The sequence below is a fragment of the Gimesia alba genome, from assembly GCF_007744675.1.
GTDB lineage: Bacteria > Planctomycetota > Planctomycetia > Planctomycetales > Planctomycetaceae > Gimesia > Gimesia alba.
Map to the genome: position 1 here is coordinate 3,201,194 of NZ_CP036269.1, position 12,541 is coordinate 3,213,734.

The 12,541-nt window shown below is 47.5% G+C and carries 10 protein-coding genes; 4 read left to right on the forward strand and 6 right to left on the reverse strand.

From position 1 onward, the window contains the following. The first annotated feature begins 347 nt into the window (after positions 1 to 347). The 3 genes from Pan241w_RS11970 to Pan241w_RS11980 all read left to right on the forward strand — a co-directional run bounded on the left by Pan241w_RS11970 (position 348) and on the right by Pan241w_RS11980 (position 3,435). The gene (locus Pan241w_RS11970; protein ID WP_145215631.1) at positions 348 to 833 is read left to right on the forward strand and encodes a hypothetical protein; all 486 of its coding nucleotides are present in this window, start codon (positions 348 to 350) and stop codon (positions 831 to 833) included. Positions 834 to 883: 50 nt separating this feature from the next. Next, positions 884 to 1,531, forward strand: coding sequence for a bifunctional 4-hydroxy-2-oxoglutarate aldolase/2-dehydro-3-deoxy-phosphogluconate aldolase (locus tag Pan241w_RS11975; protein ID WP_145215634.1), 648 nt, complete (start codon positions 884 to 886; stop codon positions 1,529 to 1,531). Between the two features lie 275 nt (positions 1,532 to 1,806). Beyond that, positions 1,807 to 3,435: a hypothetical protein gene (locus tag Pan241w_RS11980; protein ID WP_145215637.1), complete on the forward strand. Its 1,629-nt coding sequence runs from the start codon at positions 1,807 to 1,809 to the stop codon at positions 3,433 to 3,435. Positions 3,436 to 3,474: 39 nt separating this feature from the next. Here Pan241w_RS11980 and Pan241w_RS11985 read toward each other — a convergent pair whose 3' ends face one another. From Pan241w_RS11985 to Pan241w_RS12000, 4 genes are all read right to left on the reverse strand, one after another. Next, complete coding sequence (locus Pan241w_RS11985) at positions 3,475 to 3,801, reverse strand: Sec-independent protein translocase subunit TatA/TatB (protein ID WP_198000479.1); 327 nt, start codon at positions 3,799 to 3,801, stop codon at positions 3,475 to 3,477. A gap of 128 nt (positions 3,802 to 3,929) precedes the next feature. After that, positions 3,930 to 4,133 carry a Sec-independent protein translocase subunit TatA/TatB gene (locus tag Pan241w_RS11990; RefSeq protein WP_145215640.1) on the reverse strand — a complete coding sequence of 68 codons (204 nt, stop codon included), beginning with the start codon at positions 4,131 to 4,133 and terminating at the stop codon, positions 3,930 to 3,932. A gap of 436 nt (positions 4,134 to 4,569) precedes the next feature. Further along, a complete protein-coding gene (locus tag Pan241w_RS11995; RefSeq protein WP_145215643.1) occupies positions 4,570 to 5,622 on the reverse strand; it encodes a hypothetical protein in 1,053 nt (350 codons plus the stop codon). Positions 5,623 to 5,731: 109 nt separating this feature from the next. Beyond that, positions 5,732 to 8,755 (reverse strand): outer membrane protein assembly factor BamB family protein, encoded by a 3,024-nt coding sequence (locus Pan241w_RS12000; RefSeq protein ID WP_145215646.1) that lies wholly within the window; start codon positions 8,753 to 8,755, stop codon positions 5,732 to 5,734. A gap of 487 nt (positions 8,756 to 9,242) precedes the next feature. On the opposite strand from Pan241w_RS12000, the gene Pan241w_RS12005 reads away from it, so the two are divergent. Continuing rightward, positions 9,243 to 10,565, forward strand: a complete 1,323-nt coding sequence (locus Pan241w_RS12005) for a hypothetical protein (RefSeq protein ID WP_145215649.1) — start codon at positions 9,243 to 9,245, stop codon at positions 10,563 to 10,565. 23 nt (positions 10,566 to 10,588) lie between these two features. Here the strand turns inward: Pan241w_RS12005 and Pan241w_RS12010 are convergent, their stop codons facing one another. Together Pan241w_RS12010 and Pan241w_RS12015 are read right to left on the reverse strand one after the other, a co-directional pair. Next, positions 10,589 to 11,671, reverse strand: coding sequence for a glycosyltransferase family 2 protein (locus Pan241w_RS12010; RefSeq protein WP_145215652.1), 1,083 nt, complete (start codon positions 11,669 to 11,671; stop codon positions 10,589 to 10,591). Continuing rightward, on the reverse strand, positions 11,668 to 12,399 hold the full coding sequence (locus Pan241w_RS12015) for a class I SAM-dependent methyltransferase (RefSeq protein WP_145215655.1): 732 nt from the start codon (positions 12,397 to 12,399) through the stop codon (positions 11,668 to 11,670). Before Pan241w_RS12015 ends, Pan241w_RS12010 begins: the two co-directional genes overlap by 4 nt. Positions 12,400 to 12,541: the final 142 nt, after the last annotated feature.

The window sequence follows — 12,541 nt, forward strand, 5'->3', positions numbered from 1 at the left end:
GGTTTTCAACCTAAAATTGAGTCGGAGAGCGAAATATTTGTTCTGGAATCGATTTCAAGATCAGGGTTCATCAAACTGGGGCCTGTTTTGAGTTCCCATGATCTACCAGATAGGGAAATAGTAAGACTTACATTGTCGAATTTACCTAAAATCAAACCAGGACTGTGATTTGATCGATTCATAAAACACGGGAAGAATTGGTAGGCTCGTAGAGTCCTTGCATTGCATCCCGGCGAATTCACTTTTATGATCAATTTTAGATTGAACTTCCCTTGCACGGTTTATTGCAAATTTTTGGCTGTCGAAACCGGCACACTACTATAGACTCATTATTGTTAGGATTATGAATGGATTTTGAAAAACGTCTTCAGCACGCCATTAACAAAGGGCGTGCAGCCAAAAATGAAGAAATTCAAGAAGCGGTCGGAAAGAAGATGTCTGAAGAGGAGTTTCGGAATCTGCATTTGAAATACCGATTGGAGCTGACCGACCATATTGATGGATGTTTGAGAAAACTGGCCGATCATTTTCCCGGTTTTCAATTTAAAACCCTCATGGAAGAAGAGGGGTGGGGGTCCAGAATCACACGTGACGACGTCAGTCTTGGTGCGGGAAGAAAGGCTCAGAGCCTCTATACTCGGCTGGAGATGGTCGTTCGGCCTTTCACTGAAACGCATATCATCGAATTGGTTGCCAAAGCAACAATCCGAAACAAAGAAACTTTCAACCGGTCTCATTACCAATTTGTAGCTGAAGCGGATATGGACTCATTTCAGGATCTGGTTGACCTGTGGGTCTTGGAATTTGCAGAACAATTCTCTTTTCAAGCGTAAGCAACCTTCAGCAAATTAAAAATAGATTAAATAGATAGGGTGTTCATTTTATGAGTCGACATACGGATTTCACTCAGGTGATTGATCGTGGTGCGGTTGCTATTATTCGTGCGCAATCGGGTGAGTTGCTGGTTGATGTTTCCAAAGCCATCTATGCAGGTGGCCTGGATGTGATTGAAGTGACTTTTACAGTACCGGGAGTTTTGGACATTCTGGCACAGGTCAAACGGGAACTGGGAGATAAAATTCTCTTGGGGGCCGGAACGGTGCTTGATCCTGAGACAGCCCGTGCTGCGATCTTGGCGGGAGCCGAATTTATTGTCACACCGACCGTCAATACGGATGTAATTGAATTATGTAATCGGTATGACAAATTGATCATGACCGGCGCACTGACGCCAACCGAAGTACTGACCGCCTGGGAAGCCGGTGCTGACATCATTAAAGTCTTTCCGGCATTTGTGGGAGGGCCGGCTTACCTCAAAGCATTGCACGGCCCCCTGCCCCAGATTCCTTTGATGCCAACTGGTGGCGTTGATTTGGAGACATTGCCTGCGTATCTGAATGCGGGAGCCTGTGCCGTGGGCTTGGGAAGCTCGCTGGTGACGAAACAGATGGTCGAATCCGGCGATCTGGACGGAATTCAGAAACTGACCACTGAATATATGAATCAGATTGCCGCACTCCGAAAAGGCTGATTCCCCCTTGGCTTACGAATTCGGAGTGTGAACGGGCCTCCTCTTGAATATTGCGCAAAACAGGGAGGCTTTTCTTCTACTGCGCTTCTGTTCTAACCAGAAAGATCCTCTCAAGTCGTACGATCTGATTTGACGATATGCCTAGATAGTCAAGGTTCGGTTTACTAGTACCCGTACGTATTGGCTGTTGAAAAATATTTACAACTTCTCAGGAGGGGGCTCCGAACTTGGATAACATGAAAATCGTTGTTGTCCAGGTATGGAGGTGAATTGGCATGAGACTATTGACATTACTGGTAGTCAGTTGCAGTTGTTGGGGAATTTTAACCGGTTCTTCCCAGGCAGCTGGAGTTCCTTCGGCGCCTGTATTTACCAGTAAGACTCAGTTTCGAATTCCCTATCATTATGATCAGGCGGAAATCGATCGTCTCGGAGCCCGTGAAATCAGGCTGTATGTCTCTATAGACCGCGGTGTCACCTGGAATCACTTGAAATCAGTCTCTCCGGCCACCCGCAAGTTCCCATTTGAAGCGACACAGGATGGCGAGTATTGGTTTTCTGTCCGCACCCTGGACTCAAAAAATCAGCTGCATCCTTCGGGACCCGTTTTTGAACCTGGATTGCGTGTTGTCATTGATACCACCCCTCCCCGGCTGGATCTCGATTTACGACAAATTTCTCCTGGCAAGGTCCAGTTAATCTGGAACGCGGAAGATCAGTATTTGGATCCAAGTAAGCTGGTACTGGAGTATTCTCAAAACGGGAGTCCGAACTGGCAACGGGTGATTGTTGCACCGCATGGGAAGGGGCAGACCACCTGGTCCATTTCTCAAGGTGGCGTTGTTGCTGTTCGTGGAATGATCAAAGACAAAGCAGACAATGTGGGAAGCAGCCAGAAACAGATCCGTGTCGTTGCTTCTGCAAGCCGCTCGGTACCAAAGAAAAACAAACAGGACCTGCCCGATTTTAATCAGCCAATTGCACAGGGAGGGACGCCGGATAACAGTTTGACGTTGTCTGAGCCTGAACCACTCGCTCCTTACTCGGGCCAAGGACAAGATCCACAGTCGACTCAGCCAAAACCGTTTGAGCAGCAGACACCTCTTGCCAATAATCAACAGTTACCCAGTGTGTTCCCCAAAGCAGGGGCTGGCAGTCAGTCCATGCAGGATTCAGTGAAAGGGCAATTTGTCGCCGATGCTCCGGAGAAGCGTCCGCACTATGCGAAAAACCGCTATCCCGCTTCAGAAAAGAATTGGGCACCGGAACGGAAGCAGGTCTTAAACGGGACACAGTTTCAGATCGGGTTTCAGGTCGATGAAGTCGGTCCTTCGGGGATTGGGGCAATTGAGCTGTATATCACAGAAGACAATGGTCAGAAGTGGTATAAGTACGGTGAAGATGAGGACAAAAAAAGCCCTTTTCATGTAGAAGTTCCCCATGATGGAATTTATGGCTTTGCACTGCGAGTCCGCAGTGGAGTGGGTCTGGCGGATGCATTACCGAAGCCTGGTGAGAAGCCGGACGTCGTGATTGTTGTTGACCGCACAGCACCGGCTATCAAACTGCATCCCATAAAGCAGGGACTGGGAGGCGAAGCGAATAAAGTGACCATTACCTGGGCGATGAGTGATCAGAATCCTGCAGAGAAGTCGATTGCCATCAATTATTCGACTCAGCCCAATGGTCCCTGGGAACCCATTGTTGATTGGCAGGAAGATACAGGAAGGTTTACCTGGTCTGTGGGACCGGGCAACCCTTCCAAATTTTATCTGCAGGTTGTAGCACGCGATGCAGCCGGAAACATCTCAAAAGAAGTCACCCCTGACCCGATTATCCTGGATCTGACGAAGCCTTCAGGGCGGATCGTTGATGTCGAAGTGCTGAATAAAGCTCCATATTAAGTCAGACCGGATTACCCGATCTGACATAAACAGGAATGCTTACGCCTGTTCCGACTTCTCTTCTGTTTTGGGTTCTGAACTGGGAACTTCAAACTTGGGAGCTGAGAACTCATCAGAACGTTCTTCTGGTGTGGGGCGAGGAGTTTCAGGCTGTGATTGAGAGTAAGAAGCCTGATTGACTTCGTCTTCAATTCCACTCACACCTTTTTTGAATTCAACAATTCCCTTGCCCAAGCTACGCGCGACTTCAGGTAATCGCTTACCAAACAGTAGCAGTGCAATGATCCCGACGATGATCATTTCATAGCCGCCAGGCATTCCGAACATTGCGGGTACAGGAGTCATGTGTGTAATTGTCTGGAACATTTTTGAACCTCTTTTATTTTAAGGTATGAAAGGGCGCTTTACTTAAAAGCTGATGCCCTCTGAGCCTCGTTTCTATTCTATACCATCTTCAATCAACTTGACGTGATTAATTTTACTTTCCAGGAATTCTATTCTGGCTGCTTGTCTTGTTCAGAGTTCAGTGAATCAGGTTTTGAAGATGAATCTTCATCGATGTCTTCCCTCGCTCCTTTTTTGAACTCGACAATGCTCTTACCCAGAGAATTCATTGCTCCTGGTAAACGTTTGCCGAACAGGAGTAAGATAATCCCTAAAATGATGGTAATTTCAATCCAGCCTGGAAAGCCAAACATACTAACAGTCCCACTAACTTTGATGAATCAGTCGAGGTCGACGATTACAGTTTACTTGAGGAATCAGGTTCATTCGGTGAAATGGTAACAGATGGAGACTTCACCGAAAATGAACACCAGCAATATGGGAAGGTTCCAAAAAGGTATGCGCTGTCGGCACTGAGAAAAAGACCGAAGGAATGTTCTCGTTCCTGCTTGGTGGCCCTGCGAAAATACATCTCGGAGGAAATCCCATGGATGGATATCCACTCGGTTTGCCCGCAGGAGTCGCAGGAGGATTGAGCGGTAAGTACTTAAATCATAACCGCGCAAACGCGGCTGTCAACAGAATTTAACGGCCCAATTCTAGTGATTTGGCATTCTGAACGACAATCGGGGAAAAAAAACGCTTTTTCGGGCTTTGAGACTGTTGGTAGTTATGAAAACCGGCTTCGACTTAACCTCTTACAGCATCTTGAGATGTTTTCTGAAGCAGGAGTTGCATTTCAATCCATTGTATCGTTTGTGCGAATCTGTTTAATTCCGGATCATGTGTTGCTTCACATTCCGCACAACAATCGACAAATGTGTTCAGGGACCAACGGTTATTTTGCAGGAGCCTGTCTTTCCAGTCCTCTACGGAAACGCTGCCCTCCAAATTAAACAAGTTTCCAACAACGTCTGGTAAGATGTCTTGCAGTGGATGATAGCCTACCGCCCTGCTCCAATATTTGGCATTTGAATAGTCAGGCTCTCTGCGGTGCATGATATGATGCCAATAGTCGCCCGCTCGGTGTATGCCCTGGTTTTGGACTGACTGTGAATATTGATGACTTTCGTCCAGATAATCATGAATGCAGAATAAGCCCGCTTTGAGCGCCGTAGCGTCGGCTTGTGATGTAATGGAAGGGAGATCCAGAGCTGGTTCATAAGCCCGGAGCAAGTGGAGAAGCCAATCCTGATCAGGACCGGGATTTTCCGGAGCCAGTTCTGGAAAGCCGACTGAACTGAGGTCGTCTTTTGAGGAGACAGAGGGCTTAATCAGTTGGCTCGGAACGCCGGCTTGCGCCAGGAGAATCAATGTCTGCCAGAGTGGGGTGCTGGATTCTTCGAGGTTATTCAGGGTGTTAAAATCTGTTTTTCGAATCAGTACGGCTGAATGATGCAGTGGATTCATTGCCAGCGAAGCTGCGACGGTAGGCAGCGTTTCCCATGCATTGACAAACAGACTGGACTCACTGAAAGGCAGGAAATAGACTCCCTTCTGATCAGGATTCAACTCAAGGTCGTTCAGTTGATTAAAGAATGACTGATCTATGGTCTGTGGCGATTCCAGGAAGCCCATGTAATCACAATTGGTTTCTGCAAACCGCGAATTCAGCGCGTCGCGGGTGATATTCGAGAAGCCGTCCGAATCCAGGTTGCTGAATTTTAGGCGAGCAAAATTACTTTGACCTTCAGGGGGATTTTCGATTCCTGAATGATAAAGATGGATTGATGATGTAGTCATGGGAATGAAATTTCAGTAGTAGTATGATCGAGAATGGTTTGACGCTTCTAACGTAACGGATTTCGCTTCTGTCGGAAAGTCAACCAATTCTGCTTTTAATGCTGTAGGATCAATCTTTACTGAAACAGAGAAGTTGTCCATTTTCTAAAGTGACCACAATTCTTCCTTCGGGATCAATGGCCGTTCCCCCCTTTACTGCCAATGCTGGCAACGGGTGTGACCAGAGGTCGGTGCCCTGATTAATATCAATGGCCGTTAGAAAAGGAGCGTCTGATTTTTCGTCCGGATGTCCTGCTGTTAACAGTGTTTCCGGAGAAACAATAAAACTGGTGAAGCGTCGTTGCTTCTGGTCGATCCAGAGGTTTTTGCGTTTAAAAGCTTCTCCCGTGCGCCTGGCACGCATACTTAACCAGCGGGCTACTTCTTTTTTCACCTTCGGTGCACCCGGAGGTAAGGCTTCTTTCAGTGTGAGATTGGTAAAGGCACTCCCCTCGTAGCTGGCATCATGTACCAGTTCCCGTCGATCGGCCAGAGTGTGCTCAATGGAAAGATATTTTCCATAGTCCGGGTAATAGGGATAGAAGGCAGTTCGATACTGTGATGTCACTTCTGCGCGGGGCGTATTCAAGCATTTCAAAGTCTGCAGATCATACCGGGCAATTTCATAGACGCCTCCTGCGAGAAACCGAAGTTCGTTTTCATCAATGTATAAGCTACCTTGCAGGCTGATTCCGCTATTCACAGTTTCTGAGAGTGCACCTGAGGTGTTATTTTCCCGCTGCAACTCACCAGATTCCGCATCTAATGCGACAATGTGCGTTCCATCAAAATGGGCGATCCCCGCCGCAGCATAAACCGTGTTGTTCTGAACGACGACTCCCCCGGAGACGGGCCAGGTAGAAATCAGTTTTCCATACACGGGGATCCAGCGTTGCTCAGGCGCTACGCGAAACGACCAGAGCGGTATTCCGGTTTTTGCTTCAAAGGCATAGACCCGCCCGTCGGCGGAACCCACAAACAGACGATCGTTGTTAACTGTAGGAGGATAATAGATGGCTCCTCCTGTATATTGTTTCCAGACCTGCTTGCCTTGCATATCAAAAGCTGTCACAACACCATTTCGATCAGCTACAAAAATCAAATTTCCGGCGATGACCGGAGCCGTTGGCAATGCGGACTGCGTGACTTGGGTCGTCCAACTGAGTTTGGTTTTATCTGGAATTGATACGCTGGTCGTTGAGGACTGTCGGCTGTCGCCTCGAAATGCTGGCCATTCACCAGTGCGGGCGGCTAATGGCTCAACTTTCAACAGGTCACTTGCATAGGCAACGCGCCGCGGAGGAGCCTGGGAAGCTGGTGCAGCGGAATTCTTTTCCGGACCCAGGCAGATATGCCCGTAAAGCGAGAGCTCACAGCCACACATCCAGGGCCCCCAATAGAGTAACCCGTTAGAAACAATCACCCCGTCTTGACAGGGAGGCCGCATGGGGGCGATGTGTTGTGCTGAATGTGATTCGGTTTCCAGTCGGACCGTGCCTCCTCTGGTGCGAAAAAAAATGCTGTCGACGCTCCCGGTGGCACGGGTGCAGGCACGGCGTGTGGGGAGCGACGCGATTTTTTCTCCGGTGGCATAATCAAGCTTCATCCCGGTTTCTTTCGGCCCGGCAGCATAAATACCATCTTTTCGTAAGACGAGTTGCAGATTTCCGTGTTCTTTCTCCCACATGAGATACCCGTCAGCGGCCGAGGCGGTGACCAGATGCAGGCGTTGTGGGCCTGCAAAAAACAAGTAGTCGTCACTGCACTTGATGTAGTTGGTGGTGGCATAACCTGTGACATAATGCTGTGCTTTCTGATTGGAGCCAATCGAAGCCAGTAGTTTTTTATCGTCATTTTTCCAAACCTGTTTTCCATTTTCGATATTCAGGCAGGCTAGAAATTTATCAGGGCAATAATAAAAAATATGGTTATTTTTCATACAGACGCCGCGACTGTCGATGTAGTCTTTGTCGCGAAAATGCCAGAGAACTTTTTTCGTGGCAGGATTGATCGCCACAAAGGTTCGGCCGAAACCAAACGCTTTTTTAGGGTCAGAATAGTCGTGCCCTTTCCACATTCCCCAGGGCCAATGGCCCAGCCCGCGTCGGGCCGATTTCTGGGTGTCGACTTTGACTTCCTTATTTCCGATGAGCGCGTAAAGGGTTCCATTCTGCATTCCCATCCATTTCCAGACAGGGCCATCAGCTAGTTTCTCATCGATTACAATCTCGTCCCGAATCTCGCCTGTTTCACTATCAATGATTTTGCACGATTCGTTGTCGGCCATGAGTAAGGCGTCTTCTGTACCGATCATGGTGTTCCGGTGAATCATAAAGCCTTCAGGAAGTTTACGTTTCCAGAGAATCGTGCCGTTGTAAGCATTGATGCACATCAATGTATTCAAGATAGCGTTCTGATTCTGTTTATGAGCTATGTGACCGAATGCTTTGTAGACCTTGCCTCCTGCGGCGACAGAGACTTCCGGCATCGGGGAAAATTTAGGGTCTGCCAGGAATTGAGTCCGATAAGGAGATCTTGCGTTTTGATCGGTCGATTGTGGGTTATTATCCGGCCTGTGGTAGGGATGATCCCAATAATCATTTCCCTCAGGGACTGGTTTTGTAATTTCTGAATCAGTGGTATAGGCAGTCCCTTGAGGTCGCAACACTCGCAAAAGTTCCTGCTGATTAGCTGGTTTGTCCGTTGGGATTTGAACAAAGATGACATCGGCCAGATTACTGGCAAGCGCAATGGAATCATTCTTTCCCTGATCCGCGAAAATTCGTTGTCCTAACAGTCCCCGTTGATCAGCCAGCTTCCTTACCTGGTTCACTTCTTCTGGAGATTCAGATTGAAAATAAACCTGCAAATGGCTGTTTTGGACAAGTTCAGTGACTAAAGAGGCGTTTCCGGTCTTCGGTAGTCCCAGGACTACACAAAGCCCCCGATCCGAGTTCAACTTATTGAGACATGATTTGGTAATCTGAGAAACAGGCTGGATCTGCTTTTGATCATCTGCAGAAACAGGATTCTGGATTAAAAGAAATAAAATAAAAAGAGGTAACATCAAGCGTGTGATAGAGAGAGTTCTCATTTAAAATAACCTCAATCCTGGTTGAGTTGTGAGCAAGGGAGAACGAATTCCGATCGTTCTGGACTCGTAAGTCCATTGTGCCCGTGTGTCTTCATGATGGCAGCATTGAATTCATTTTTCAAAGAGAATCTGGTACTTTCGTCTCGATTTTTTGAACGGATGCTCGATCGCTAATGTGTAAGATCAGCTGAATAATTAAGAGTGCTATTGAAATTGGGGGATGAAATATCGTAGAATCACCAATGTGTACATGTGGTCTGTCTTGTGTCGGAAATCTGACAGAACTTGAGAAAAAAGCAAATATCGGGTGGTTTAAATTTTGAAATGTGTGAACAATGAGTGCAGATTTCGCTGCCAGTCAAAGGTCAAATGATCTTGATTTTGACTTGGCACATTCGTTTGAGTGAAAGCAAGGGGACCTGTTTCTTACTCAGACGTATAAAATTTTCGACTGGTGATCAATTCTAATCACTGGCGGTATTTTCGTATGAACCACATCTTACCTGATTATTATGTAAGTGAGGCGACATGGTTTTACTTATCCCTGTTGCTGACGCTAGCGGTCTTTTTCCGATTTGACCGTATTGCTTCGCTGCGCAATCTGGATCTGTTTTTATTACTGTCGATTTCACCCGGTCTCTTATTTCTCAGTGACCATCCTGTCTTGGGAAATATCTGGTTATTTGCAGGGACCGGATTATTTGTGATCCGAATGAGCGTTGACTGTTTCTTTCAACGCAGACCACGTGGAGAGCAGAATCTGAATAGCTTTGGGATGGCCTTTCTCTGCGTTTCGATTTTCGCTTTTTTTATGGTGCGCGTTTTCACAGAGAAACCAGCGGCCGAAACCATTCAAACAGTGAAGCAAGCCGATAGTCTGTTAAGCATGGAAGATATGACTGTTGCTCAAAAACAGAAAATACCGGAAGCAGGGCCTACCGCTCGCCTTTTTGTTGCACCAGTCGTTCCACTTTCCAGTGCCGTGGCGCAATCCAGCTTGGATCCTGCGACTCTGGCTGCACGGATCATGGCAATTCTGGCACATGCGTTTGTGGTTGTGGGGTTGATCATAATGGGTAGAGTCCATTTTGCAGATACTCAGCTTGGTCTGGCTATGGCATTACTTTATCTCCTGTTGCCTTGTACGGCCTATGATGTCAGTAAAGCCAATCATGTGCTTCCTGCTGCCTTGCTGGTTTGGGCGTTCGTTACCTATCGGCAGCCGATACTTTCCGGGATTTTTATGGGTTTGGCATGTGGCGCCATGTTTTTTCCCGTCTTTCTCTTACCGTTGTGGGCTAGTTTTTACTGGAAAAACGGACTGAAGCGGTTTGTGCTTTCCGGCAGCGTTGTGGCGGTCGTTTTACTGGGGAGTCTGGTTCTGACTTCTGTGGATCGTTTTTCATTTACACAACAGACGATTGGTTCGATCGACTGGTCAGTTCTCAAATTTGAAGGCGGTCAGCAAATGGCTGGGTTCTGGAGTGCCTACGATTCTGCCTATCGAATTCCCGTATTTGTTGGTTTTGTCTTGTTGATTGCCTGTCTGACAATCTGGCCGCGCAAGAAAAATCTGGGGCATCTGATGTCGCATACCACAGCGATAATCATCGCCACCCTGCTCTGGTATCCTCAGCAGGGAAGCGTGTATCTGCTGTGGTATCTGCCGATGCTGTTGATGGTCGTATTTCGACCACGGCTGCTGCATACTACTCAGAGTAAAGATGTCGATCGGAATCAGGAGTCAGGCGAAAAACCAATTTCACGACTTCAGGATTCAGTCAGCATCGTAAGGCATACCTCTCAGTAGGCTGTATCACGCTCTCCGGGGGATCAAGGCTGCTGAGAAAATTCCTGATCAGCGTTTACCCCGACCTCATTCTTTGCAGTATCTTGCGTCGTCTTTGATCGTGCTAAAAGCGGGGCTTCCAATTCCGGGGAATCGAAGTTGGTTTTAGTCCCTACGATGAACATGGGACGTGCTCTGACCTGGTCGTAGATCCGTGTGACATATTCACCCAAAATTCCAATTCCCAGTGCATTCAAGGTGCCAAAAAATGAGGCGGTGATGGTGGTAGAGGCCCAGCCAGGAATGGCCAGCCCGGTGATTAGTTTATGATACAGCACAAAAGAAGTCAGCGCTATGCAGACAACTGCAGACAGGGCGGCAATGACATAGAAAATCATCAGAGGGAAAAAGGAAAATGAGAAAATAGCGGTCTTAGCCAGTCGGCATAACTGGATGAATGAGACGCGCGGGTTTTCGTCATAGCGGGCCAATCGCTCAACGGGCACACCAATCTGGCGAAACCCAACCCAGGAACGGAGTCCAGGAAAGTAGCGGTCTCGGTCATTGAGCTGTGCAATTTGAACGGCGACTTGACGGTCAATCAAACCGAAGTTGCCGGCATCTCGTGGAATCGATGTGCTGGCGATTAAGTTGAGTGTTTTGTGGAACGTTTGAAATGCCCAGCGTTTGAACACACCTTCTTTACGGTCTGTACGAATCGCATACACAACATCGTAGCCAGATTGCCAGTATTCGATGAAATCGATGATGGCAGCAGGACTGTCCTGCATGTCGGCATCCATAATGACGATGGCATCGCCCGTTGCGTGAAGTAAGCCGGCCTGCACAGCAGCCTGATGTCCAAAATTCTTAGCGAAATGGAGAATGCGGACCCGTGAGTTCAAATCGGCAAGATCATCCAGGATGGGCCCACTCTTGTCTGAGGAACCGTCGTTTACGAAGATGATTTCATACTGACTGCCAGTTGATTGGAGCGATTCTTCCACAGCCTGAAGTAGTTGCGGCAGGACGGACTGCTCATTAAATACCGGCAGTACGATAGAAATTAACGCCTCATTAATAGGCATTCGCGCAGGTGCTGAAGAGGCAGGCTGTTCTTGATTCATTTGGTTAAAACTCCTACCAGAGAAAGACCAAACGGAACGCCTATCGAATGAATGAACTTTCGTTCGAGTTGCGCGAACGACTTCAGGCAAGCATTCGTAAACCGTGAAACCCGCGTGAAGCAGGGGGGGGAATCCTGCCTTCGTTTCAAGATTTTGTCTCTACCACGAGAGGCAATCGCAGCGGGTAAAGTAAATGAATTCCAGTGGGTGACCCATTTCACTTTTAATCCAGCCTGCTCTGCATTTAGACGGAATTTCGATTTTGTATAACGACAGAAGTGGCCCAGTTTTCGATCCCAGTCTGAATACAGCATTGGATAGGCGGGAACGGTAATGATGATTCCTCCATCCTCTGTCAGAGTTTCTGCTGCGTTTTTCAGTAATTCTACGGGATCTTTCATGTGTTCCATGACATCTAATAAGAGGACTGCTTTCGCAGAAGCAGAAGCAACTGGCCAGGGTTGACTCAATTCATGAACGAATACTTTTTCTAATCCACGTGAACGACCATGGTCTACCGCTTCTTCTAACAGGTCAAAGCCGATGACGTCATAACCTAGTTGACTGAACTCCAGTAAGTTCCGTGCCGAACCAATCCCACCTTCAATCACTAAACCGGGGGGAGGAAACTCGGAAATCAAGATCTCAGTGACCAGCTTGCGTTTGGCAACGTGCCACCAATATGTCTCTTCCAAATCAATCAGTTCGGTGAGGTGTGCTAGGTCCACGTGATGAAGATCTTTGTTTTGAAGTGACTTTTAAATAATTTGAAATACAAAAATTGGTGAAATCTATGTCAAAACAGTCTTTTGATTGGGATCAGCATAACAGTGCAATCAGGAGAACTCTGTACGTCCCTGATAAAAATGG